This is a genomic window from Bacillus sp. FSL H8-0516, assembly GCF_038635285.1.
In the GTDB taxonomy this organism is placed as follows: Bacteria; Bacillota; Bacilli; order Bacillales; family Bacillaceae; genus Bacillus; species Bacillus safensis.
Map to the genome: position 1 here is coordinate 67,402 of NZ_CP152051.1, position 25,643 is coordinate 93,044.

Consider the following 25,643-nt stretch of genomic DNA (forward strand, 5'->3'; position numbering starts at 1 on the left):
CCATGAAAAATGCTGTGAATCAGCCGCATTGGCTTTTCCAGGGTGCGGTGATTTTGACCATCGCAGGCTTGTTATCAAAGATATTAAGTGCCGTTTACCGTGTCCCGTTTCAAAACATCGTAGGGGACACAGGGTTTTATATTTATCAGCAGGTATATCCTTTCCTTGGCATTGCCATCATGCTTGGTACAACAGGTTTTCCTGTCATGGTGTCCAAGCTTTTGAGTGAGCATGGGGAAGAGAATCGACGGATCATTACAAGGGTATCCTTGGTCTATATCACTTTACTGAGCCTAGTCTTATTTCTTTGTCTTTACATAGGAGCAGGCACAATTGCGAGTCTTATGGCAGACAGTCAATTAATTCTGCTCATCCAGATGAGTGCTTTTGTGTTTCTATTTCTGCCGTTCACTGTGATGCTGAGGGGAGTTTTTCAGAGTGACGGTCTGATGCTTCCAACAGCTGTTTCTCAATTGGTTGAGCAGCTCATCAGGGTAGGTGTCCTGCTTGTTTTATCCTTCTATTTCGTGAGGCACGGCTATTCGCTTTATGAAACAGGGGCGGGTGCGGTGTTCTCTTCTATCGCAGGAAGTGCGGCCTCGCTCATTTTGCTTCTTTTCCTTTGGCTGACCTATCGAAAGCAGTCTGCTGCAAGTATGTCGGGCAAACAGGCGACACTTCGAAAAAAAGATGTTATGAAGAGTTTGGTGCTGTATACATTGACGATTTGTGTCAGCGGTTTGCTCATTTTATGGATGCAAATGATTGATGCTTTTCATCTGTATGCGTTGCTGCGCAGCGAGGGTCTCAGTGAAGCGGCGGCAAAGGCGGCGAAAGGTGTATATGACCGAGGCCAGCCTTTCTTACAGCTCGGAACGGTGTTTGCCATCAGCATCGGAACCTCTCTTGTACCATTTTTATCGGCAGCCATGAGGAATGGAGAGCATGAAACGATACGGCAAAAAGTTCGCTCATCGGTTAAGACCACGTCAGTATTAGGGATAGGGTCAGCGGTTGGACTGATTTGTATTTTAGCACCAGTCAATACAATGCTTTTTCGTAATGACTTAGGCACCGATGCCTTGCAAATATTCTGTATATCGATCGCCTTTACGTCGATTGCCATTACGCAGGCGGCTTTACTGCAAGGGCTCGGGCATACTGTATATCCTGCTGTTGTGGTGGTTCTCAGCGTGCTGGTGAAATGGATTCTAACAATTGAGTTTGTACCGTTATTTGGCATCCACGGTGCCGCGTGGTCAACTGTGTGTGGTTTTCTCACAGCAGCCGTGCTCAATGCCGTTTATTTGAAGCATAAAGGATGGATTTCGTTGAGAGAGCTGTTCCCGGTGAAAATTCTTTTATCAGCCGCCTTCATGGCTGTGGTCTTAATAGGATATCAGGCTCTGTTTTCATGGGTGATCCCCTTTGAAAAACGCCCGTTTTCCGTTTTAGAGAGCCTGACATCAGTTTTTATTGGTGGTTTCGCCTTTTTATATAGTATTCTTAAGCTAGAAGTATTTACGGACGAGGAATGGAAACTCATTCCATTAGGAGAAAAGATTTTATATTTTAAACAGATGAGAGGGAATCAAAATGGCAGGTAAGATTACCGTCGTCGGTCTCGGGGCAGGCGACATAGATCAGCTGACGCTCGGTGTATATAAGCAGCTGAAGCAGGCGAAGGAAGTATTTATGAGAACGCAGGATCATCCGCTTACCGCAGAGTTAATGCAGGAGGTCCCATCTCTCACCTTTTTTGATGAAATTTATGAAAAGCATGATCAGTTTGATCAGGTGTATCAGGAAATTACCGAAATATTATTTGCAGAGGCAGCGGAAAAAGACATTGTGTATGCTGTACCTGGTCATCCATTTGTGGCAGAAAAGACCGTACAGCTGCTCGTCGCCGGGCAGAAAGAGCGCGGGATTGAGGTGTCTGTCGCTGGTGGACAAAGCTTTCTAGATGCGACATTCAACTCCTTGCAGATTGACCCCATCGAGGGATTACAATTCGTTGATGCAGGGGATATGAGAGCGGATGATCTGAAATTAACCCAGCACGTCCTGATTTGTCAGGTATATGATCAGATGACAGCTTCGAATGTGAAACTCACGCTTATGGAAAAGCTCCCCGACGATTATGAAGTTTATATTGTGACTGCAGCTGGAAGCAGTCAGGAACAGATTACTGCCGTTCCTTTATTTGAACTTGATCGAGATGTGTCGATAAATAACTTAACGAGTGTTTATGTTCCTCCAATTCAAGATGAACAGCTGCTTTATCAACAATTTGACACCTTCCGTGACGTCATACGTACATTAAGAGGTCCGGGCGGCTGTCCATGGGATCAAAAACAAACCAATGAGACACTCAAACCATATTTAATTGAAGAATGCTACGAACTGCTTGAAGCGATAGATGAAGATGACCCAGATCATATAGTGGAAGAGCTCGGCGATGTGCTGCTTCAGGTGTTACTTCACGCTCAAATTGGCGAAGATGACGGTTATTTCTCAATCGATGACGTCATTCAGCATGTCACAGAAAAAATGATTCGGCGCCACCCCCATGTGTTTGGTGACACGAATGTTTCTGAAGCAGCAGATGTGGTGGCCAACTGGGAAAAAATCAAACAGCAGGAGAAGCCAGAGCGGACCGGTTCTATTTTGCAATCGATTCCGGCGACACTTCCGGCACTAACAAAGGCATATAAGCTCCAAAAGAAAGCTGCCAAAGTAGGCTTTGATTGGACAGATGTTCAAGATATTTGGAACAAATACGAAGAAGAAAAGCAGGAATTTCTCGTTGAAGTGGCAGAGAAGACGGACGAAGGTGCAACGAAGCAGATGAAAGATGAATTTGGAGATCTTTTGTTTGTTCTCGTCAATATTGGCAGGTTCTATCACCTAGAGCCTGAAACGGCACTCGCTTCTGCCAACACAAAATTCATACGGCGCTTTCAGCATATCGAACAAAAAGCAAAGGACATGGGCCGTTCATTAGATGACTTAACGCTAAAGGAAATGGACGATCTATGGAACGATGCGAAACGCATAGAAAGAGGTGAACACACATGAGACTAGATAAATTTTTAAAAGTGTCCCGTTTAATTAAAAGAAGAACATTGGCAAAAGAAGTAGCTGATCAAGGCAGAATATCTATTAACGGAACACAGGCGAAAGCAAGCTCTGACGTGAAAGAAGGAGATGAGCTGCAAATCCGCTTTGGTCAAAAACTAGTGACTGTTCAAGTCAACGAGTTAAAGGACACGACGAAAAAAGAAGAAGCGGCTGGCATGTATACTGTGCTAAAAGAAGAAAAAACAGCAGAATAGGGCTTGTTCTAAAAGACCCTCTTATCACATACAATGCAGTAACATGCAAGTATGAGATATGGGGGATGTATAGATGAATCAATATTATAATCAACCTCAAGGCACGAAGCTGTCATCAGACGCGGAGCACAATGTCACAATGCGAAACAGAAAGCATTTAGATATTACTGGTGTCAAACAAGTGGAAAGCTTTGATAGTGAGGAATTTCTGCTGGAGACGGTCATGGGGATTCTCGCCATCCGCGGAGAAAATCTGCAAATGAAAAACCTAGACGTCGAAAAGGGCGTTGTGTCGATCAAAGGGCGTGTCTTTGATTTAATCTATGTTGATGAGCAGCACGGGGAGAAAGCTAAAGGATTTTTTAGCAAGCTGTTTAAATGACGCTGACAGTCCAGTTTTATACGATGCTTTCCATGGCGGCGATGGGCATCTGGCTGGGCGCATCGCTTGATACGTACAAGCTGTTTGTGAACCGGGAAAAAACAGCAAAATGGCTTTTGGCTATCCACGATCTCCTTTTTTGGATGGTACAGGGTCTCTTATTCTTTTACGTCCTGCTGCTGACAAACGAGGGAGAATTCAGGCTTTATATTTTTCTAGCCGTTGCTCTAGGTTTCTCGATGTATCAGGCATTGATGAAACATTTGTATCTCAAGATTCTCAAGTTTATCATGATGTGTGTATATCAGACTGTTCTCTTCCTAAAAAGGCTGGTCATGTCGGTTGTCTTCCAGCCGATCCGCTGGATGATCACATTGATCATAAGTGCTATTCTGTTCTTGCTCCACTCGCTCTTACGTCTTGTTCGTTTTACGTTTCGGCTCGTGTGGAAGGTGCTGTCGATTGTTTGTTATCCGCTCATCTGGTTACTCAATGTGACCATTATTCATCGGATTCCCGAAAAATGGCGAACATCAATGAGATTGTTTTTCTCAAAAGGAGCAGGAATTTTACAAGGGGCCAAGAAATTATCTGGTACCATCAAAACGAAATGGAAACAATTCTGGACAAAGTAAGAGAGGAGGCCTTCAATCTTGAACAAGAGAAAACGAAATATCGCACAAATTCAAAATGATTACCAAAAACAAATGGAACAGCAAGCACAGCGCTTAAAACGCAAACGTCGCGGACTCCTTAGAAGGCTTACCGTGTTTGGTGTCATCGTGCTCATGTTTGCTGTCTTGGTGACAAGTGCCCTCTGGTCGCAATCGTCTTCACTAAAGGAAAAAGAAGAGAAGAAGGTTGCGCTCGAAAAAGAGTTGAAGCAATTAAAAACAAAGCAGGAAGATATTTCTGATGAAATTAAGAAGCTGAAAAGCAAGGAATACGTACTCGAACTGGCACGACGGGACTATTATATGTCCAAAAAAGGCGAAAAAATCTTTGATGTGGGCAATAAGAGCGATTAGCCTTGTTGACACTTAAAATTCAGTTTATGTATAATTGAACAAATGAGATTTTTTTATAAGTCTAAGGAGGAGCACTTTTTTTATGTCGATTGAAGTTGGCAGCAAGTTACAAGGGAAAGTTACGGGCATTACAAATTTTGGAGCTTTTGTGGAGTTGCCAGGCGGTTCAACTGGTCTCGTTCATATCAGTGAGGTAGCCGATAACTATGTAAAAGATATTAATGAGCATTTAAAAGTCGGTGAACAAGTTGAAGTGAAAGTGATTAATGTTGAAAAAGACGGTAAAATCGGCTTGTCCATTAAAAAAGCAAAAGATCGTCCTCAACAACAATCAAGACCAAGCAGAAATGATTTCCGTCCGAAGGAATCGTTTGAACAAAAAATGAACAAATTCTTAAAAGATAGCGAAGATCGCTTAACATCTTTAAAACGTAACACGGAATCAAAACGTGGGGGGCGCGGAGCAAGAAGAGGTTAACTTGTTGCTGCTTTCTATATATTTTCACAACAAAGCATCTGCTGTTCAGCAGGTGCTTTTTTTCATGATCCATCCGACATTTTTTGAGATTTCGTCATTTAATTTAAAACTTTCTATTGACGGACAAGCGAATCCTTTGTATTATAGTTCTTGTGCTTCTTAGCGCATTTTCATTATGGCGGTGTAGCTCAGCTGGCTAGAGCGTACGGTTCATACCCGTGAGGTCGGGGGTTCGATCCCCTCCGCCGCTATCCTTTTAACTAGAACATAAAGCAAGGCCCGTTGGTCAAGCGGTTAAGACACCGCCCTTTCACGGCGGTAACACGGGTTCGAATCCCGTACGGGTCATATTCGAAACAGCTTTCTATAGGAAAGCTGTTTTTTTGTGCCTTCGTAAAATTCTGATGAAAGACATCGACTTTCATGAAAGTATGCCTCTTTGACGAATAAAGCGTCGAACGTTTTATGGAAACGACAACTTCTTTTGACAAAATTTCTTTTTCACCTTCGCTATAATGACAAGCAACGAATATCAGGTGGGGGATGAGAAGATGGAAAAACTAGAAAGAAGAACTGATTTAACAGGAGCGGGGTTTGAAAGAATCAGTGCGGGGTTAAAAAAGATGAAAAACCTGTTTCTTCATCACACGCATTCTCTTTTTTTCTATAAAGGGTTTATTTATGTTGTTCTAGGCTTTTTATTAGGACGAGCCTTTATATTATCTGAAATTATGCCGTTTGCTCTGCCTTTCTTTGGCTCCATGCTGCTTATTAAAAGAGATAAGGCGATGCTGGCTTGTCTAGCATTACTCGCTGGGGCGATGACGATATCACCTCAAAATGCATTGTTTGTGTTTGCGTCGCTGCTCATGTTTATCCTTATGTCAAAGGTGGTTTCTTTCATCATCAAAGACCCAGTGAAAACATTACCGGTTGTCATTGTTCTCTCAATGCTGATCACCCGGGGAGCGTTTGTTTACTTAGAGCAAGGTGCTGTGCAAAGTTATGATTACGTCATGGCGGGTGTCGAAGCAGGACTTGCCTTCATTTTGACTCTGATTTTCCTTCAAAGCCTGCCGATTTTTACAGTCAGGAAAATTAAACACTCTTTAAAGGTCGAAGAAATTATTTGTTTTATGATTTTAATTGCCTCAGTTTTAACTGGTCTTGCTGGGATCACTTTTCAAGGAATGCAGGCAGAGCATATTTTGTCACGTTATGTAGTGCTGACGTTTGCCTTTATTGGCGGAGCCAGTATTGGTTGTACGGTCGGTGTTGTGACAGGATTAATTCTCGGTCTCGCTAACATCGGAAACCTTTATCAGATGAGTCTTCTTGCCTTTTCAGGCTTATTAGGCGGATTGCTGAAAGAAGGGAAGAAAGCAGGGGCAGCCATCGGCTTAATTGTGGGTTCCTTACTCATTTCACTGTACGGGGAAGGGTCAGCAGGTCTCATGACCACACTGTATGAATCACTTATAGCGGTTGCGCTCTTTTTACTCACGCCGCAATCAGTTACTTCCAAGGTAGCGAAATACATTCCTGGTACGGTAGAGCATGTACAAGAGCAGCAGCAATATGCTCGGAAGGTACGAGACGTGACAGCAAAAAAGGTAGATCAGTTCTCTCATGTATTTCATGCGCTGTCTGAGAGTTTTGCGACATTTTACGAATCCATTCCTGAAGAGAAGAAGCAGGAAGAGGATGTAGATCTTTTTTTAAGTACGATCACAGAACGATCCTGTCAAACGTGCTATAAGAAAAATAAATGCTGGGTGCAGAACTTTGATACAACCTATGAACTAATGAAACAAGTTATGCATGAATCTGATGAAAAAACGTATGAGCATAACCGAAAATTGAAAAAGAAATTTAGTCAGCACTGCTCAAAATCAAAACATGTTGAGGAATTGATCGAAGAGGAGATCGCTTACTATAAAGCCAACCAGACACTGAAGAAAAAAGTCCAAGACAGCAGGCGTCTTGTGGCTGAACAGCTGATGGGGGTCTCACAAGTGATGGAGGATTTTTCCCGGGAAATAAAACGAGAAAGAGAGCAACATTTTATTCAGGAAGAGCAGATGATAGAAGCACTTCAGCACTTTGGCATTGAGATTCAGCAAGTAGAAATCTATAGCTTGGAGCAGGGAAATGTGGATATTGAAATGAGAATCCCATATTGCCAAGGGCATGGGGAATGTGAAAAAATCATTGCGCCAATGCTTTCAGATATATTAGAAGAACAGATTTTAGTCAAAGCAGAACAGTGTGCAGAGCATCCAACCGGCTATTGCCACGTTGTATTTGGCTCTGCTAAATCATACCGAGTGGCTACAGGCGTGGCACATGCAGCAAAAGGCGGAGGACTGGTATCTGGAGACAGCTACAGCATGATGGAGCTTGGAGCAGGGAAGTATGCCGCAGCTATTAGTGATGGAATGGGCAACGGAGCACGTGCTCATTTTGAAAGCAATGAAACGATTAAGCTGTTAGAAAAAATATTGGCGTCAGGTATCAATGAAAAAGTGGCGATTAAAACCATTAATAGTATTTTATCTTTACGAACGACGGACGAGATCTATTCAACATTGGATTTATCGATCATTGATTTACAGGATGCGAGCTGTAAGTTCCTCAAGATTGGTTCAACACCCAGCTTTATTAAACGGGGTGATCAGGTGATGAAGGTACAAGCAAGCAACTTGCCGATTGGCATTATTGATGAATTCGAAGTCGAGGTTGTGAGCGAACAGATGAAAGCAGGAGACCTATTGATTATGATGAGTGACGGTATTTTTGAGGGGCCAAAGCATATTGAAAATCATGATCTGTGGGTGAAACGGAAAATGAAAAGCTTTAAAACAGAAGATCCCCAAGAAATTGCTGATTTATTAATGGAAGAGGTTATTCGAACAAGAGCAGGCCAAATTGACGACGATATGACAGTTGTTGTCATCAGGCTCGACCACAACACACCAAAATGGGCTTCCATTCCGACCGGTACATTCTATCTTGAGAAACAAGAGATTTCTTAAAATATCGTATAATATGAATTTCTTCTGGCGATGATGGGGATATAAGCATTCAGTTACAATCCCAGGAGGAATGAAGATGCGAAAAGGTCACGTCAACCAAATCTTATTGATTACAGATGGCTGCTCAAATCACGGGGAAGATCCGCTTGCGATTGCCTCATTGGCAAAGGAACAAGGGATTACAGTCAATGTCATTGGCATTATGGAAGAAAACAGACACGATCATGAAGCAATGAAGGAAGTAGAGGGGATTGCTCTCGCAGGCGGAGGCATCCATCAAGTTGTCTACGTCCAGCAGTTATCTCAAACAGTACAAATGGTCACGAAAAAAGCGATGACACAAACCCTACAAGGTGTTGTGAATAAAGAATTGCAGCAAATACTCGGCAAAGACACTGAAATTGAAGAGCTTCCACCTGATAAGCGCGGGGAAGTAATGGAGGTCGTCGATGAGTTAGGAGAAACGGTTCACCTTCAAGTACTCGTGCTTGTTGATACAAGTGCAAGTATGAAACCGAAGCTGCCAACCGTCAAAGAGGCACTTATCGACCTTTCCATCAGTTTAAATTCAAGAATTGGAGAAAATCAGTTTGGGATGTGTGTATTTCCCGGGAAAAACTCAGATGCTGAAATTGTGTTGAATTGGACGCCTCGATTCGATTCATTATCATCTATTTTCCCAAAACTGACCACTGGAGGCATCACCCCAACGGGACCAGCGCTTCGGGAAGCACTTCAGCATTTCAAATCAGTTCGTTCACGCAAAGGGCTGCTTGAAGCAAAGGAAGAGCATAATGATGAATTCGGCTTCTAACATCCCGTTAGGCACGGTGATTCAAGGGAAATGGCACCACCATCATTACCGTATTGTAAAAGAGCTTGGAAAAGGGGCGAACGGGGTTGTCTATTTGGCCGAATCGCCACATGGGCAAGCGGCCCTTAAAGTGAGTGATGACAGTATGCTCATTGCATCTGAAGTCAATGTATTAAAATCCTTTTCAAAGGCTCCTGTGAAAACCATGGGGCCTTCTTTTTATGATATGGATGATGCGATTTATCCCGGTATGCCTCAAAAACGCTCCTTTTATGTGATGGAATATGTCAGAGGTCCATTATTGCTTGAATTTGTGAAACAAAAGGGTGATGAGTGGATCGTTGTTTTGATGATTCAGCTTTTATCCAGCCTGGCTCATTTACATCAGGAAGGATGGATTTTTGGTGACTTGAAGCCGGATAATCTCATTGTTTCTGGTCCCCCTGCCACAATCCGGTGCATTGATGTGGGAGGAACGACGAAAGCGGGCAGGGCAATTAAAGAGTATACCGAGTTTTTTGATCGAGGCTATTGGGGATTCGGTACACGAAAAGCTGAACCAACCTATGATTTATTTGCCCTGACCATGGTGATGGTCAACTGTGCGTATAAGAAAGAATTCAAAAAAGGAGCAGAACCAGATAAACAGCTTTATCGAGCCATTGAAGGACATCCTTTATTAAAGCGATATGAAAGGGTGTTAAAAGCTGCTCTACAAGGTAAATATCAATCAGCAGCAGACATGAAAAGTGCGATGCTGAAAGAAGGACAGCTGATTGCATCAAGAAAATCGCGCCAAAAGAAGCAGCAGCCAAAACCCGCTGTTAATCAAAATCAACAAGTGACTACACGATCGCGGGCTGCAGCAGCAAAAAGAACGTCAGCACGTAAAAAATCAGGCGGGCTTTTTGAAACCATTCTTATCGTGTGCAGTGTACTCGCTCTTTACTGTGCATATGTGGTTTTGTTCCTGTTGTAGAGCTGTAAAAAATCAGGCTTCTTCTTTGCTTGGAGCTACTGAAAGTGATAGGATATGTATATCTTTAAATTACCTGCTCTTTGTGAGGAGGAAGTTGTGAATAGAATTGAATCTTTTTTGGAAAAACATGATGTTTACCTTGAAAATACGACAGTCATTGTCGGGGTTTCCGGCGGACCGGATTCCATGCTCTTACTGCATGAACTTAACAAGCGCCGCAAAGGTTCCTATCAGCTGATTGCAGCCCATGTAGATCACATGTTCAGAGGAGAAGAGTCCTTTGCTGATTTGGCATTTGTTGAGGCTTACTGTCAGGAGCACGAGATCCCTTTTGAATCGTCCCGCATACAGGTCACCCAATATGCAAAAGAAAACCGCTTAAACAAACAGGCAGCTGCAAGGGAGTGTAGATATGCTTTCTTTCGTCAATTGATGGAGCAATACAACGCTCAATTTATAGCGCTTGCACATCATGGAGACGACCAAGTAGAAACAATGTTGATGAGACTTGCGAGAGGGACTGTTGGTATAGGACTCGCAGGTATCCAAGCAAAACGTCCTTTTCAAAATGGGTGGCTGATTCGTCCGCTCATTGGATACTCTAAGGACGACGTGCTAAAAGCTTGTGAAAAAGAACATGTACCCTATGTCATTGATCAAAGCAATCATACAGATGACTACTTGAGAAACCGGGTAAGAAGACACATTCTTCCCGTGTTAAAAGAAGAGGCACCTCATGTACATGAAAGCTTTCAGTTTGTAAGTGACATGCTGACTGAGGATGAGCAATACTTGCAGGCTTTAACAAAGGAACAAATGAACCAAGTGATAACGAGTCAATCGCCTAAGCAAATTGAGATTAAAACGAAGCCTTTGCTTGACCTGCCTTTGCCTTTACAAAGAAGAGGCATTCAACTAATATTAAACTATCTTTATGAAAACACTCAATCAGCGTTTTCAAACCAGCATATTCTAGGGACTTTAGACTGGTTATCTCATACCGATCAACCGTCTGGATCATTAGATTTGCCAAAAGGTTTACAAGCTGTCAAGTCTTATGATCACTGTATGTTTACCTTTGAGCGATCGCATGTATTAGACCAGTCTTATGCTCTTCACTTAAAGGTTGAGCTCGGAGAAGAGCTTTTTCTCCCAAATGGACAGTCTATCGCCGTATCAAATCATGTTCCGAAGGATGCACGGAACGGAAACCATTTTTTCTTGCTTCAAAAAGATCATGTTCGTCTCCCTTTGATCATTCGCTCACGAAAAAATGGTGATCGAATCAAACTTAAAGGGATGAATGGATCAAAAAAGGTGAAGGATATATTTATTGATAAAAAAGTGCCTCTTGCAGAAAGAGACAGCTGGCCGATCGTCACTGACTCGGATCATCAAATCATCTGGATCCCAGGTCTGAAAAAATCCGTTTTTGAAGAAATTGATATGACAAACAGCGATCTCATTGTATTACAATATAGACAGCACGAAAATTTGTAGGGGGCAAGCAAAAGCATGAAACAAGATATTGAAAAGATTTTGATCTCAGAAGAAGAGATCCAGCAAAAAGTGAAGGAACTGGGTGCAACATTAACCAGTGATTATGATGGTAAATTTCCCCTGGCTATTGGTGTTTTGAAAGGGGCTCTTCCATTCATGGCAGACCTGATCAAACACATTGATACATATTTAGAACTTGATTTTATGGATGTATCTAGCTACGGAAAGTCTACCGTATCTTCTGGAGAAGTAAAGATCATTAAGGATCTAGATACTTCTGTTGAAGGAAGAGATATTTTGATTATGGAAGATATCATCGACAGTGGGTTAACTTTGAGCTATCTGGTAGAGCTTTTCCGATACCGTAAAGCAAATTCCATTAAAATTGTGACATTGCTTGATAAACCAAGCGGCCGCAAAGCAGACATCAAAGCAGATTATGTTGGATTTGAAGTACCAGATGCATTTGTTGTCGGCTATGGATTGGATTTCGCTGAACGTTACCGAAACCTCCCGTATATTGGAGTGTTAAAACCATCTGTTTACGAAGGCTGATCAGCATACGTATACATGAGGTTATTGGTTGTGTTGGAATGATTTTCTATGATACTATTGAACATAGTTGTGCTTACTGTGGGAGGAGGTAAGGAATGAATCGGGTTTTTCGTAATACGATTTTTTATATACTTATTTTATTACTTGTGATAGGGGTCGTCAGTTGGTTAGGATCCCCAAATCAAAAGCCTGAGAACATGTCTTACAGCAAATTTTCGCAAAATCTAAGTGCGGGAAAAGTGGAGAGTATCTCCATTCAGCCTGTAAGAGGGGTTTATGAAATTCGTGGTCAATTAGATGGCGCGAAGAAAGATCAATACTTCATTACCCATGTTCCAGATGGTCAAGGTGTTGACCAAATTTACAGTGCACTGAAGAATACAGATGTAAAAGTAGAACCAGCACCTGAAACAAATGGATGGCTGCAAGTTCTGACAACCATCATTCCGTTTATCATCATCTTTATCCTGTTCTTCTTCTTATTGAACCAAGCTCAGGGCGGCGGAAGCCGAGTCATGAACTTCGGTAAGAGTAAGGCGAAGCTTTACACAGAAGAGAAGAAACGTGTGAAATTTAAAGATGTTGCCGGTGCAGATGAAGAAAAGCAAGAGCTTGTAGAAGTGGTTGAATTCCTGAAGGACCCACGTAAATTTGCGGAGCTTGGCGCAAGAATCCCTAAAGGGGTTTTACTAGTAGGACCTCCAGGTACAGGTAAAACATTGCTTGCGAGAGCATCTGCAGGAGAAGCAGGCGTTCCTTTCTTCAGTATCAGTGGTTCTGACTTCGTCGAGATGTTCGTCGGTGTCGGTGCATCACGTGTACGTGATTTATTCGAAAATGCGAAAAAGAATGCACCTTGCTTAATCTTTATTGATGAGATTGATGCAGTGGGTCGTCAGCGTGGAGCCGGTCTTGGCGGTGGTCATGACGAGCGTGAACAAACGCTTAACCAGCTTCTTGTTGAAATGGATGGTTTTAGTGCCAACGAAGGTATTATTATCATTGCTGCGACAAACCGTGCAGATATTCTAGACCCTGCATTGCTGCGTCCGGGACGTTTTGACCGTCAAATTACGGTTGACCGCCCAGATGTTATTGGCCGTGAAGAAGTACTGAAAGTTCATGCGAAAAACAAACCGCTTGACGAGTCAGTTAACTTAAAAGCCATTGCAAGCAGAACACCAGGGTTCTCTGGAGCAGATCTTGAGAATTTACTAAACGAAGCAGCACTTGTTGCTGCCCGTCATAACAAAAAGAAAATCGATATGCGTGATATTGACGAAGCGACTGACCGTGTCATCGCTGGGCCGGCGAAGAAAAGCCGTGTCATTTCGAAGAAAGAACGTAATATCGTGGCTTACCATGAAGCAGGTCATACCGTCATTGGTCTTATCCTAGACGAAGCGGACATGGTGCATAAAGTAACGATCGTTCCTCGTGGTCAGGCAGGCGGATATGCGGTCATGCTTCCAAGAGAAGACCGTTATTTCCAAACGAAGCCAGAGCTTCTTGATAAGATTGTAGGCTTGCTCGGCGGTCGTGTTGCAGAGGAAATTACGTTTGGTGAAGTAAGTACAGGCGCTCACAACGACTTCCAGCGTGCAACAGGCATTGCAAGAAGAATGGTCACAGAGTTCGGTATGTCTGATAAACTTGGTCCGCTTCAATTCGGTCAATCACAAGGAGGTCAAGTCTTCCTTGGACGTGATTTCAACAATGAGCCGAATTACAGTGAAGCGATCGCTTACGAAATTGACCAAGAAGTTCAGCGTTTCATTAAGGAGAGCTACGAACGTGCGAAACAAATTCTCACTGAGAATAAAGATAAGCTAGAAATCATCGCACAAGCCCTTCTAGAAGTTGAAACATTAGATGCTGAACAAATTAAATCTCTTTACGAAACTGGAAAGCTTCCAGAGCGTGTATACGCAGATGACGAAGAGAAAAACGATGATGTGAAAGTAAACATCAAGAAAAAAGAAGATGAGGAGATCTAATCTCCTTCTGTGAAAGCTGTCGGGATCACCGGCAGCTTTTTTTATTTCGATTCATGAATGGATCGGTTTCGAATTGTTTACAAATGGAACTCAGTTCGTGTATGGTATGATAGAAAGTCGAAAAATGCTCTTTTTGAGAAACTATTCAAAGTGGTGATGAAGTTGTTACTCGTGATAGATGTAGGAAACACAAATACCGTTTTAGGTGTTTATCATAATGGCGATCTAAACTACCATTGGCGAATTGAAACAAGCCGTCATAAAACAGAAGATGAATTTGGTATGTCCATTAGGGCCTTATTCGATTATGTGGGGCTGATGTTTGACCAAATAGAAGGAATTATCATCTCCTCTGTTGTCCCGCCAATGATGTTCGCACTTGAAAGAATGTGCGAAAAGTATTTTCACATAACACCCCAAATTGTAGGGCCTGGAATGAAGACTGGATTAAACATTATGTGTGACAATCCAAAGGAAGTCGGGGCAGATCGAATTGTCAATGCAGTAGCAGCCATTCATCTATATGGGGCGCCTCTAATTGTGGTAGACTTTGGAACAGCAACAACCTACTGTTATATCAATGAACAAAAACAATACATGGGTGGAGCGATTGCACCGGGTATTACCATCTCAACTGAGGCTTTATATACAAGAGCGGCGAAGCTGCCGAGAATTGAAATTGTCCGTCCTGATCACATTGTTGGAAAAAACACCATCAGTGCGATGCAATCCGGCATCCTTTATGGATATGTTGGCCAAGTCGAGGGAATAGTGAAACGGATGAAGCAGCAAGCCAAACAAACACCGAAAGTCATTGCAACAGGCGGTTTGTCTACATTGATTGGAACTGAATCAGACTGTATTGATATTGTCGATCCGTTCCTTACATTAAAAGGACTGCAGCTCATTTATGAACGTAATCGTGTCGGTGTATTATAGGAGGTTTAAATCAAATGGATTATTTAGTTAAAGCGTTAGCATATGACGGAAAAGTCCGCGCATATGCTGCAAACACAACAGATACAATCAACGAAGCACAAAGAAGACATCATACGTGGCCGACTGCATCAGCAGCCATCGGCAGAACGATGACAGCAACAGTCATGATGGGTGCTATGCTGAAAGGTGAAAATAAGCTAACTGTCAAAATAGAAGGCGGTGGCCCAATCGGCGCCATTATTGCTGATGGAAATGCAAAAGGCCAGGTGCGAGGATATGTCTCAAACCCACAAGTTCACTTTGACTTAAATGAACATGGCAAGCTGGATGTTAGACGTGCAGTCGGAACATCTGGAACGTTAAGTGTTGTCAAAGATATCGGGCTGAAGGACCACTTTACAGGGCAAACGGAAATCGTTTCTGGTGAAATTGGAGATGACTTCACTTATTATCTTGTTTCTTCTGAGCAAGTGCCTTCTTCTGTAGGTGTAGGCGTCCTTGTCAATCCAGATAATTCGATCCTCGCAGCAGGCGGTTTCATCATTCAACTGCTGCCTGGTACAGAAGATGCTGTCATTGAAAGACTAGAAAAGCGCCTGTCAACCATTGAACCAATCTCTAAACTCATTGAAAAAGGGATGACACCAGAAGAAATATTAGAAGAAGTACTCGGTGAAAAACCTCAAATTTTAGAAACTGTACCTGTCGAATTTTCTTGTAACTGCTCCAAAGAACGGTTTGCAAATGGCATTATCAGCCTAGGAAAAACCGAAATTGATGATATGATTGAACAAGACGGACAAGCAGAAGCTCAATGCCATTTTTGTAACGAAACGTATGTATTTACAAAAGAAGAGCTAGAAGAGCTACGTGAAGAATTAACCCGCTAGCTCTAAGCAGCGGGTTTTCTTTTTAGAATGGAAAGGAGACGAAAGATGAGACTAAAAGCAAGAGTGGTTTGGACATTTATTCTCGTGTTGCTCATGATTAATGCCGTTGTCATTGCATATGTATTAACAAAGTCACAAATGTCACAGGCTTCTTCTAACGGGAAAAGTGGTGAAGAAATTGCGTCGATTGGAAAAGAGAAGGTGACGCGTCAAGAATGGTTAAAGAAAATGGAAGACCGCTACGGAAAGGCGACTCTTGAGCAAATGATCAATCAGAAGGTGGTCAATCAGCTTGCCAAGCAAAACAAGCTGGAAGTGTCTTCAAAAGAGATCAATCGTGAATTGCTCATGCTCAAAGCGGTGTCTAATAATTTCTATGAAGATGGACATACAAGTGAGAAGGAATGGAAAGAACAGATTCGTTATCAAATTTTATTAGAGCAGCTTTTAACAAGAGATGCCGTCGTTTCTGAAAAAGAAGCGAAATCGTTTTATGAAAAAAACAAGGACTTATATCAATATGATGATTCATACCGCATTCGCCATATCGTCGTGAAGACAAAGAGCGAGGCTGAAAATGTATTAAAAGATTTAAAAGGTGGGTCTAGCTTCGAAGCCGTGGCAGCTGAACGTTCAATCGACCGTTACACCTCACCATACGGCGGAGATCTTGGATTTGTGACAGAAGAGCAGGAAAGTATCCCAGCCCTATACATACAAGAAGCTCAAAAGCTTCAGCCAGATGAATGGACGAAAGAGCCGATTCAGACCAAAAACGGGTATGCCATTATTCAGTTAAAAGAAAAATTAAATGGCCGTTCTTTCTCCTATGACGAAGTCAAAGATCAGATAAAAAGGCAGATCGCCATGGAAGATCTAGGTGAAAAGGCGAATGTCAAAACCCTGTGGAAAGAAGCAAAAGTCACATGGTTTTACGATGGAGAGCAGGACTAAAAGCATTGACAAAATTTTTTGAAATTGATAATTTAATATTAATACAATAAAATTACTCGGAGATAGAGGTGTTAGTGATGGCTCGTATTGCAAATTCAGTTTTTGAACTAATAGGAAATACACCAGTCGTTAAATTAAACCGTTTAGTAGATGAAGACAGTGCGGATGTCTACTTGAAACTTGAATATATGAACCCGGGCAGCAGTGTCAAAGATCGTATTGCTTTAGCGATGATCGAAGATGCTGAAGCAAAAGGTACATTAAAAGCCGGCGATACGCTTATTGAACCAACAAGCGGAAACACAGGAATCGGCCTTGCAATGGTAGCGGCTGCTAAAGGAATCAATGCGATTTTGGTTATGCCGGACACAATGAGTCAGGAGCGCCGCAACCTTTTACGCGCTTATGGTGCGGAACTTGTCTTAACACCAGGTGCAGAAGGAATGAAAGGTGCCATCAAAAAAGCGGAGGAATTAGCAGAAGAGCATGGTTACTTCATGCCTCAGCAATTTAGCAACGAAGCCAATGCAGAGATTCACCGTCGTACAACTGGGAAAGAAATCCTTGAACAGTTTGACGGCGAGCTTGATGCATTTATTGCAGGTGTTGGTACGGGCGGTACGATTACAGGTGCTGGTGAAGTCCTAAAAGAAGCTATCCCATCCATCCAGCTTTATGCAGTAGAGCCGACAGATTCTCCTGTATTGTCAGGCGGTAAGCCGGGTCCGCATAAAATTCAAGGGATTGGAGCAGGTTTTGTTCCTTCAATCTTGAACACAGAAATATATGACGGCATCATCCAAGTGAAAAACGAAGATGCATTTGAGCTTGCAAGAAAAGCAGCGAAAGAAGAAGGAATCCTTGGCGGTATTTCTTCTGGAGCAGCTATTTACGCAGCGCTTCAAACAGCGAAGAAGCTTGGTAAAGGGAAAAAGGTTCTGGCCATCATCCCAAGTAATGGTGAGCGTTATCTCAGTACACCTCTTTATCAATTCGATTAAACCAATCACCCCAGCATTTGCTGGGGTTTTTTTATGAATTCTGAAGATGGAAAGCAAATACTATTTTCTAAATAAAATGGATTGCATTACAATAAGGTTAATGAAAATGAAAAAGGATGATAACATGACACAACGCAGGCCGATGGGCATCAAAATTCCTTTTACGAAAGATGCATTTTTGAAAAGATACGAACAATTAACTGCTCGTGAAACACATCATGTGCTTCTTGAAAGTGCGCGCGGCGGTTCTTATAGCATCGCTGGTATTCACCCGATCGCAAAAGCGAAGGGGAAAGATGGAATGACGACTATCCATTATCAAGATGAGGTGCTGTTCAAAGAAGGTGATCCATTCAGAGCCTTTACGGATTGGTTTCAAACCCTTCGAACTGAAACGAACGTCGAATATCCCGACTTTCAAGGCGGAGCCATTGGGTTTTTAAGCTACGATTATGCTAGATACATCGAACATTTTAAGATGCTGTCAATTGATGATCTTCAAACACCAGACCTTTATTTCCTCGTATTTAACGATGTTGCAGTTTTTGATCATAAAGAGCACGCGCTGTGGCTGATTACGCACATAGAGGAAACGGAATCAGGGAGTGAAGCAAACCAAAGGCTTGAAGAATGGAAGCAAAAATGGACAAGCTCTTCAGAAGAATCAGCACAATCACCTGTCAGTGAACCTTCCACAGAATTTGTACCAGCAGCACCATTCACTGAAGAAACCTTTGGGGAAGCAGTAGAGAAAATTAAGCAGTATATCGCAAACGGTGATGTGTTCCAAGTGAACTTATCCATCAGACAAGATGAACAGCTTCACACTCATCCGTATGATTTATACAAAACGTTACGTCAGGTAAATCCATCTCCTTACATGTCTTACTTGCATACGCCTGACTTCCAGATTGTTTGTGGATCTCCAGAGCTGCTTATTAAGAAAAAAGGAACTCAGCTAGAAACAAGACCAATTGCCGGAACAAGATCACGAGGCAAAGACGACGCTGAGGATCAAGCGCTGGCAAAAGAGCTCATTGAAAATGAAAAAGAACGCGCAGAGCATGTGATGCTTGTTGACCTTGAGCGGAATGACCTTGGACGCGTATCCACTTATGGATCCGTAAAAGTGAACGAATTTATGGCGATTGAGAAATATTCGCACGTGATGCATATTGTATCCAATGTACAAGGAGAGCTGCGTGATGAATGTGACGCGGTAGATGTCATGAGAGCTGTATTCCCAGGTGGAACGATTACAGGTGCTCCAAAAGTGAGGACGATGGAAATCATAGAAGAACTTGAGCCAACAAGACGTGGGCTTTATACTGGATCTATAGGCTGGTTTGGATTCAATCACGATATGCACTTTAATATCGTCATTCGTACTGCGTATTGTACAGAAGGAAAGGCCTTTATGCAGTCAGGGGCGGGGATCGTCATTGATTCTGTCCCAAAACACGAATACAAAGAATCAATTAAAAAAGCCTATGCAGTGAAAAAAGCATTACAGCTGAGCAAAGAAGAGACTATTTTGAGTTAGAGGTGAGCAGAGTATGATTTTAATGATTGATAATTATGATTCATTTACGTACAACCTGGTCCAGTATTTAGGTGAGCTTGGAGAAGAATTGATCGTGAAACGGAATGATCAAGTAACCATTCAAGAAATTGAAGAGCTCAAGCCGGATTTCCTCATGATTTCTCCAGGGCCATGCAGTCCTGATGAAGCGGGGATTAGTATGGAGGCGATCAAGCACTTTGCAGGAAGTATTCCGATCTTCGGTGTGTGTCTAGGTCACCAATCCATCGCACAAGTCTTTGGCGGGGATGTCGTTCGAGCAGAGCGCTTAATGCACGGTAAAACGTCAGAGATTAAACATGACGGAAAAGGTGTCTTCACAGGACTTCAAAATCCGCTCGTTGCAACGAGATATCATTCGTTAATTGTCAAAAACGAGACATTGCCAGAGTGCTTTGACGCAACAGCCAGCACAAAAGAAGGCGAGCTCATGGCGATTCGCCATAAAGAACTGCCGATTGAAAGTGTGCAATTCCATCCTGAATCGATTATGACATCCTTCGGAAAAGAAATGCTGAAAAATTTCATTGAAACCTATCGTAAAAAGGGGCATGAAGTAAACGCATGATCATTTATCTGAACGGTCAGTATATAGAGGAGAAAGACGCGACTCTTTCTCCTTTTGATCATGGTTTTCTATATGGCATCGGTGTATTCGAAACATTTACCAGCCTGGCAGGACAAGTCTTCCTGTTAGATTGGCATCTTGAAAGGCTCAATCAATCATTACGTGACCTTTGCATCGAATCCACAATAGAGAAACCATTTGTACTCGACATCATTCATACTTTACTGAATAAAAACCAAATAGCCGGCGGCCATGCGAGAATTCGCTTGAATGTTTCTGCGGGCAGGGGCAATGGGTTTTCTGCAGATCCTTATAAAGAGCCTGTCGTTTTTGTCATGATCTCTCCATTCCGTCCTGAATCTATTTTGGGTGAGAAAAAGGGAGTCATTCTTCAAACAAGAAGAAACACACCAGAAGGGCCAAGGCGCCTCAAGTCTCATCACTATATGAACAACCTGCTCGCGAAAAGAGAAGTGGGGAACGACCCGGCGTTAGAAGGCATCTTTTTAACGAAAGAAGATGATGTGGCAGAAGGTATTACCTCGAATGTTTTTTGGCGGAAAGATGATGTGGTCTATACACCGTCACTTGATACAGGCATTTTAAATGGGGTCACTCGTCGATACTGTATGGAAACGCTCCACGCGATGGGGGTTTCGCTAAAGGAAGGACGATACCCAGTCTCACATTTGCTCTCAGCTGATGAGGCATGGATGACTAATTCTGTTCAGGGAGTTGTACCTTTCGGGAGTATAGGAGACATCCACTTGCCCAAAAACAGCCGGACCATCTCAACAAAGTTAAGAATGCAATACACAAAAGAACGTCAAGACCATAAAGAGTAGGTGGACACAATGACACAACAATTGATAAAACAGCCTAAAATCATACAGGCCAAGCATCACACCCTTAGCTATGAAGAAAAGACATTGGTCATGGGCATTTTAAATGTCACGCCTGACTCTTTTTCAGATGGAGGAAAGTTTAATCAAGTAGATAAAGCGCTGGCTCATGCAGCGCAGCTGATAGAAGACGGGGCGCATATTATTGATATTGGCGGAGAATCGACTCGCCCAGGAGCGGCACTTGTCTCGGAAGAAGAGGAGCTTTCAAGGGTCATTCCTGTCATTGAGAAGATCACAAAAGAATTAGATGTACCTATCTCTATTGATACGTATAAAGCCCGTGTTGCAGATGAAGCGGTGAAAGCTGGAGCCTCCATCATTAATGATGTATGGGGAGCGAAGGCAGATCCCCAAATGGCACATGTGGCAGCGAAGCACAATGTCCCAATCATTTTAATGCACAATCGGCCAGAACGAAACTACACACATCTGATTTCAGATATGATCGCCGATTTGAAAGAAAGTGTCCAAATTGCCCAGCAAGCGGGTGTCCGTGATGACATGATTATATTAGATCCAGGGGTAGGATTTGCGAAAAATAAAGAGGACAACCTGAAGGTCATGAATGAACTTGAACATTTTTGTCACCTTGGGTATCCACTGCTGCTAGCTACATCACGAAAACGATTCATTGGTGCTGTTTTAGACCTGCCTCCTGAAGAACGTACTGAAGGAACAGGTGCGACAGTTTGCCTTGGGATTCAAAAGGGCAGTGCGATGGTCCGTGTACATGATGTAAAAGAAATAGCAAGAATGGCAAAAATGATGGATGCCATGCTGAATAAGGGAGGCGCTTATCATCGATAAAGTATATGTAAATGGAATGGAATTTTACGGGTACCATGGTGTATTTGCAGAAGAAAATAAATTAGGGCAGCGATTCCGCGTGGACTTAACAGCTTCACTTGATTTAAGTAAAGCCGGACAAACTGATGACCTCAATGAGACCATTAACTATGCAGAGCTTTACCAAATCTGCAAAAGCATTGTAGAAGGTAAGCCGGTCAATCTCGTTGAAACACTGACAGAAAGAATTGCAAACCAAGTGTTAAAGGACTTTCCGACAGTTCAGGAATGTACAGTGAAGGTGATCAAACCAGATCCGCCAATTCCAGGACACTATCAGTCCGTTGCAATTGAAATGACGAGATCGCGCACATGAACAATACAGCATACATCGCATTAGGCTCAAACATAGGTAAAAAAGAAACCTATTTAAAAGAAGCCGTCAAAAAACTGCATGAACATCCAGAGGTTCAAGTAGAATTAATCTCATCGATATATGAAACAGCACCTGTAGGATATGAAAACCAAGATGACTTTTTAAACATGGCCGTGAAAATTACCACTTCACTTCGTCCGGAGGAACTACTATCTCTTACTCAGAAAATCGAGCAGGAGTTAGGCAGAACAAGAGAAGTGAGATGGGGACCACGAACGGCTGACCTTGACATTTTACTTTATAATCGTGAAAATATTGAAACAGAACAACTTGTAGTACCGCATCCTAGAATGTACGAACGTTTATTCGTTCTTGTCCCGATGAGTGAGATTTGCCCAGAAATCGGCGAAGTACAAATAAATGCCGTAACAGACCAAGAAGGTGTAAGCATATGGAAAAAGACATGTGGGGTAGAAGAATTCGTGCATACCGAAAGCTAAAAGGGTATACTCAGGAAGGGTTCGCGAAAAGACTGGGCATCTCTGTCTCTGTCTTAGGAGAAATTGAGCGAGGCAATCGATTACCAACAAACCAATTGGTTGGTCAAATAGCAGATGCTTTAAATATAACGGTGGAAGAACTTTCGCCAATTCTTGAGGAAGAAAGGAGGGGGAAAAATGTTTAAAATCGGAGAGATCGAGATTAAAAACAAAGTAGTGCTCGCACCAATGGCGGGTGTGTGCAACTCTGCCTTCAGACTGACGGTGAAAGAGTTTGGAGCGGGCTTAGTCTGCGCTGAAATGGTCAGTGACAAAGCGATCCTGATCAACAACGCGAGAACAATGGGTATGCTATACATTGATGAACGGGAAAAGCCTTTGAGCCTTCAGATATTTGGAGGGGAAAAAGACACACTCGTCGAAGCGGCAAAGTTCGTAGACCAGAATACCACAGCTGATATTATTGATATTAACATGGGCTGTCCTGTACCAAAGATTACGAAATGTGATGCAGGAGCGAAATGGCTCCTTGATCCAAACAAGATTTATGAAATGGTCTCTGCTGTCGTAGAAGCTGTAGACAAACCAGTTACTGTGAAAATGAGAATGGGCTGGGACGAAGACCATATCTTTGCTATCGACAATGCCCGTGCTGTTGAACGAGCAGGTGGACAAGCGGTTGCGCTTCACGGACGGACACGCGTGCAAATGTACGAAGGAACAGCGAATTGGGATATTATTAAAGAGGTTAAACAATCTGTTTCAATTCCTGTCATCGGCAATGGCGATGTCAAAACCCCTCAAGATGCAAAACGTATGCTTGATGAAACGGGTGTGGACGCTGTCATGATTGGAAGAGCTGCACTAGGAAACCCGTGGATGATTTATCGAACGGTTCATTATTTAGAGACGGGTGAACTGAAAGAAGAGCCAAACGTGCGTGAGAAAATGTCAGTGTGCAAGCTTCACTTAGACAGACTCATTGATCTAAAAGGCGAGCATGTGGCTGTTAGAGAAATGAGAAAGCACGCAGCATGGTACTTAAAAGGTGTCCGAGGCAATGCGGACGTAAGAAATCAAATCAATCAAAGTGAAACGAGAGCGGAGCTTGTACAAGTTCTTGATGACTTTACGATCGAAGCCGAGGCAAAAGAGCTTCAAAGTATAAAAGTAGGATAAGATTATCTTTCTTTTTGTAGCTCACTGCTAGTGCATGTACTGGCAGTTTTTCTGCTTTTCTCTGCAAAATACATTATTGGAGTGATATAAATGAGTAATGAAGGGCTTAATAACGAAGAATTAAATGACCAATTCCAGGTCAGACGTGACAAAATGAATAAAATGAGAGAAGAGGGTATCGATCCATTCGGTGAACGATATGACCGTTCTCATCAATCTGCGCAAATTATCGCTGAATATGACGAGTTTTCTAAAGAAGACTTAGAAGGAAAAGCGGCTCAAGTAACAATCGCTGGACGTATGATGACAAAGCGCGGAAAAGGTAAAGCTGGCTTTGCGCATATTCAAGACTTAGAAGGACAAATTCAAATCTATGTTCGTAAAGATAGTGTAGGGGAAGAAGCCTACGAATTATTTAAAAGCTCAGACCTAGGCGATATCATCGGTGTAACAGGAACTGTTTTTAAAACAAATGTAGGAGAACTTTCTATTAAAGCGACTAGCTTTGAGGTTCTGACAAAAGCACTTCGCCCGCTTCCTGATAAATATCATGGATTAAAAGATGTTGAACAACGCTATCGTCAGCGCTACCTTGACCTCATTGTAAATCCAGAAAGTAAGCAGACATTCATTATGCGAAGCAAAATCATTCAATCCATGAGAAGATACTTGGATTCTAAAGGATACTTAGAAGTTGAAACACCAACAATGCACAGCATTCCTGGTGGTGCATCAGCGCGTCCTTTCATTACTCATCACAATGCACTTGATATGCCGCTTTATATGCGTATTGCGATCGAGCTGCACTTAAAACGCCTAATTGTCGGTGGTCTAGAGAAAGTATACGAGATTGGCCGCGTATTCCGTAATGAAGGTGTATCGACTCGTCATAACCCAGAATTCACTATGATCGAGCTGTATGAAGCATACGCAGACTACAAAGACATCATGAATCTGACTGAAAACTTGATTGCCCATATTGCCCAAGAGGTGCTGGGAACAACAACCATTCAATATGGAGAAGATGAAATTGATCTCAAACCTGAATGGAAGAGACTGCATATGGTTGAAGCGGTCAAAGAAGCAACAGGTGTAGACTTCTGGCAGGAGATGTCTATAGAAGAAGCAAAACAACATGCTGCTGATCATGGTGTTGAATTCACGAAAAATATGACAGTAGGTCATATTATCAATGAGTTCTTCGAGCAAAAAGTAGAAGAAACATTGGTTCAGCCTACATTCATTTACGGACATCCAGTGGAGATTTCTCCATTAGCTAAGAAAAATCCTGAAGATCCTCGCTTCACAGATCGCTTTGAGTTGTTTATCGTGCGCCGTGAGCATGCAAATGCATTCACAGAGCTAAACGATCCAATTGATCAAAGAGAACGCTTTGAAGCTCAATTAAAAGAACGTGAAGAAGGAAATGACGAAGCACATCTAATGGATGACGATTTTGTTGAAGCATTAGAATACGGCATGCCTCCAACAGGTGGTTTAGGAATCGGGATCGACCGATTAATCATGCTTTTAACAAATTCTCCATCAATCAGAGATGTACTGCTTTTCCCGCAAATGAGAAACCGCTAATACATCAATCAAAGCGCCATTTTATCTATGGCGCTTTTTATTTTTCATAAAATGAAACTTTTTTTAAAAAAACTATTGCAAGGAAAGATTCCAGGTGGTATATTATTATTCGTTGCCGCAAAACAGCAACGAGGTTAAAAAAAGAAATTGAAAAAAGTTCTTGACTTTAACCGATGTAAAATGGTAAGATATTAAAGTCGCTTACGAGCGATAACGAACATGATCTTTGAAAACTAAACAAGACAAAACGTACCTGTTAATTCGAGT

General features: G+C 42.4%; 26 protein-coding genes and 2 tRNA genes. All 28 read left to right on the forward strand.

Annotated features, from left to right (window positions below):
• The first annotated feature begins 2 nt into the window (after positions 1 to 2).
• The 28 genes from MHB67_RS00355 to lysS all read left to right on the forward strand — a co-directional run bounded on the left by MHB67_RS00355 (position 3) and on the right by lysS (position 25,376).
• Positions 3 to 1,607, forward strand: coding sequence for a polysaccharide biosynthesis protein (locus MHB67_RS00355; RefSeq protein ID WP_342492717.1), 1,605 nt, complete (start codon positions 3 to 5; stop codon positions 1,605 to 1,607).
• Positions 1,597 to 3,081, forward strand: coding sequence for a nucleoside triphosphate pyrophosphohydrolase (mazG, locus tag MHB67_RS00360; protein ID WP_342492718.1), 1,485 nt, complete (start codon positions 1,597 to 1,599; stop codon positions 3,079 to 3,081). Before MHB67_RS00355 ends, mazG begins: the two co-directional genes overlap by 11 nt.
• Entirely contained in the window at positions 3,078 to 3,338 is a 261-nt protein-coding gene (locus MHB67_RS00365; RefSeq protein WP_008341839.1) for an RNA-binding S4 domain-containing protein, read from the forward strand. The genes mazG and MHB67_RS00365 overlap by 4 nt, the downstream gene beginning before the upstream one ends.
• A gap of 73 nt (positions 3,339 to 3,411) precedes the next feature.
• Entirely contained in the window at positions 3,412 to 3,720 is a 309-nt protein-coding gene (gene yabP / locus MHB67_RS00370; RefSeq protein WP_024425646.1) for a sporulation protein YabP, read from the forward strand.
• Positions 3,717 to 4,355, forward strand: a complete 639-nt coding sequence (yabQ, locus tag MHB67_RS00375) for a spore cortex biosynthesis protein YabQ (RefSeq protein WP_122632219.1) — start codon at positions 3,717 to 3,719, stop codon at positions 4,353 to 4,355. The genes yabP and yabQ overlap by 4 nt, the downstream gene beginning before the upstream one ends.
• 18 nt (positions 4,356 to 4,373) lie before the next feature.
• A complete protein-coding gene (locus tag MHB67_RS00380; protein ID WP_024427190.1) occupies positions 4,374 to 4,748 on the forward strand; it encodes a septum formation initiator family protein in 375 nt (124 codons plus the stop codon).
• Positions 4,749 to 4,830: 82 nt separating this feature from the next.
• Complete coding sequence (locus tag MHB67_RS00385; protein ID WP_008357409.1) at positions 4,831 to 5,226, forward strand: S1 domain-containing RNA-binding protein; 396 nt, start codon at positions 4,831 to 4,833, stop codon at positions 5,224 to 5,226.
• 177 nt (positions 5,227 to 5,403) lie between these two features.
• A tRNA-Met gene (locus tag MHB67_RS00390) sits at positions 5,404 to 5,477 on the forward strand.
• Between the two features lie 25 nt (positions 5,478 to 5,502).
• Positions 5,503 to 5,574: transfer RNA gene (locus tag MHB67_RS00395), tRNA-Glu, on the forward strand.
• Between the two features lie 203 nt (positions 5,575 to 5,777).
• Positions 5,778 to 8,261: a stage II sporulation protein E gene (spoIIE, locus tag MHB67_RS00400; protein ID WP_342492719.1), complete on the forward strand. Its 2,484-nt coding sequence runs from the start codon at positions 5,778 to 5,780 to the stop codon at positions 8,259 to 8,261.
• A 76-nt stretch (positions 8,262 to 8,337) separates the two neighbouring features.
• Positions 8,338 to 9,075 (forward strand): VWA domain-containing protein, encoded by a 738-nt coding sequence (locus MHB67_RS00405; protein ID WP_024425649.1) that lies wholly within the window; start codon positions 8,338 to 8,340, stop codon positions 9,073 to 9,075.
• Complete coding sequence (locus MHB67_RS00410) at positions 9,059 to 10,054, forward strand: protein kinase family protein (protein ID WP_151863334.1); 996 nt, start codon at positions 9,059 to 9,061, stop codon at positions 10,052 to 10,054. Before MHB67_RS00405 ends, MHB67_RS00410 begins: the two co-directional genes overlap by 17 nt.
• Positions 10,055 to 10,150: 96 nt before the next feature.
• Entirely contained in the window at positions 10,151 to 11,554 is a 1,404-nt protein-coding gene (tilS, locus tag MHB67_RS00415) for a tRNA lysidine(34) synthetase TilS (protein ID WP_151863333.1), read from the forward strand.
• A gap of 15 nt (positions 11,555 to 11,569) precedes the next feature.
• A complete protein-coding gene (gene hpt, locus MHB67_RS00420; RefSeq protein WP_008357399.1) occupies positions 11,570 to 12,109 on the forward strand; it encodes a hypoxanthine phosphoribosyltransferase in 540 nt (179 codons plus the stop codon).
• A gap of 95 nt (positions 12,110 to 12,204) precedes the next feature.
• Entirely contained in the window at positions 12,205 to 14,106 is a 1,902-nt protein-coding gene (gene ftsH, locus MHB67_RS00425) for an ATP-dependent zinc metalloprotease FtsH (protein WP_024427186.1), read from the forward strand.
• A 162-nt stretch (positions 14,107 to 14,268) separates the two neighbouring features.
• Positions 14,269 to 15,045 carry a type III pantothenate kinase gene (locus MHB67_RS00430; RefSeq protein WP_212049029.1) on the forward strand — a complete coding sequence of 259 codons (777 nt, stop codon included), beginning with the start codon at positions 14,269 to 14,271 and terminating at the stop codon, positions 15,043 to 15,045.
• Positions 15,046 to 15,059: 14 nt separating this feature from the next.
• Positions 15,060 to 15,935: an Hsp33 family molecular chaperone HslO gene (gene hslO, locus MHB67_RS00435; RefSeq protein ID WP_073203471.1), complete on the forward strand. Its 876-nt coding sequence runs from the start codon at positions 15,060 to 15,062 to the stop codon at positions 15,933 to 15,935.
• 45 nt (positions 15,936 to 15,980) lie between these two features.
• A complete protein-coding gene (locus MHB67_RS00440; protein ID WP_024425654.1) occupies positions 15,981 to 16,889 on the forward strand; it encodes a peptidyl-prolyl cis-trans isomerase in 909 nt (302 codons plus the stop codon).
• A 77-nt stretch (positions 16,890 to 16,966) separates the two neighbouring features.
• Positions 16,967 to 17,890 carry a cysteine synthase A gene (cysK, locus tag MHB67_RS00445; protein ID WP_024425655.1) on the forward strand — a complete coding sequence of 308 codons (924 nt, stop codon included), beginning with the start codon at positions 16,967 to 16,969 and terminating at the stop codon, positions 17,888 to 17,890.
• A 124-nt stretch (positions 17,891 to 18,014) separates the two neighbouring features.
• Positions 18,015 to 19,433: an anthranilate synthase component I family protein gene (locus MHB67_RS00450; RefSeq protein ID WP_234107525.1), complete on the forward strand. Its 1,419-nt coding sequence runs from the start codon at positions 18,015 to 18,017 to the stop codon at positions 19,431 to 19,433.
• A 13-nt stretch (positions 19,434 to 19,446) separates the two neighbouring features.
• Entirely contained in the window at positions 19,447 to 20,040 is a 594-nt protein-coding gene (gene pabA, locus MHB67_RS00455; protein WP_024425656.1) for an aminodeoxychorismate/anthranilate synthase component II, read from the forward strand.
• Positions 20,037 to 20,885, forward strand: a complete 849-nt coding sequence (pabC, locus tag MHB67_RS00460; RefSeq protein WP_122632221.1) for an aminodeoxychorismate lyase — start codon at positions 20,037 to 20,039, stop codon at positions 20,883 to 20,885. Before pabA ends, pabC begins: the two co-directional genes overlap by 4 nt.
• Positions 20,886 to 20,894: 9 nt before the next feature.
• Complete coding sequence (gene folP, locus MHB67_RS00465; protein ID WP_024425658.1) at positions 20,895 to 21,752, forward strand: dihydropteroate synthase; 858 nt, start codon at positions 20,895 to 20,897, stop codon at positions 21,750 to 21,752.
• Positions 21,745 to 22,107 carry a dihydroneopterin aldolase gene (folB, locus tag MHB67_RS00470; protein ID WP_080780838.1) on the forward strand — a complete coding sequence of 121 codons (363 nt, stop codon included), beginning with the start codon at positions 21,745 to 21,747 and terminating at the stop codon, positions 22,105 to 22,107. The genes folP and folB overlap by 8 nt, the downstream gene beginning before the upstream one ends.
• On the forward strand, positions 22,104 to 22,607 hold the full coding sequence (folK, locus tag MHB67_RS00475; RefSeq protein ID WP_024425660.1) for a 2-amino-4-hydroxy-6-hydroxymethyldihydropteridine diphosphokinase: 504 nt from the start codon (positions 22,104 to 22,106) through the stop codon (positions 22,605 to 22,607). The genes folB and folK overlap by 4 nt, the downstream gene beginning before the upstream one ends.
• Positions 22,559 to 22,792: a helix-turn-helix transcriptional regulator gene (locus MHB67_RS00480; protein WP_024425661.1), complete on the forward strand. Its 234-nt coding sequence runs from the start codon at positions 22,559 to 22,561 to the stop codon at positions 22,790 to 22,792. Before folK ends, MHB67_RS00480 begins: the two co-directional genes overlap by 49 nt.
• Complete coding sequence (gene dusB, locus MHB67_RS00485) at positions 22,785 to 23,786, forward strand: tRNA dihydrouridine synthase DusB (RefSeq protein WP_073203481.1); 1,002 nt, start codon at positions 22,785 to 22,787, stop codon at positions 23,784 to 23,786. Before MHB67_RS00480 ends, dusB begins: the two co-directional genes overlap by 8 nt.
• A 90-nt stretch (positions 23,787 to 23,876) precedes the next feature.
• The gene (gene lysS, locus MHB67_RS00490; protein ID WP_073203484.1) at positions 23,877 to 25,376 is read left to right on the forward strand and encodes a lysine--tRNA ligase; all 1,500 of its coding nucleotides are present in this window, start codon (positions 23,877 to 23,879) and stop codon (positions 25,374 to 25,376) included.
• Positions 25,377 to 25,643 lie beyond the last annotated feature (267 nt).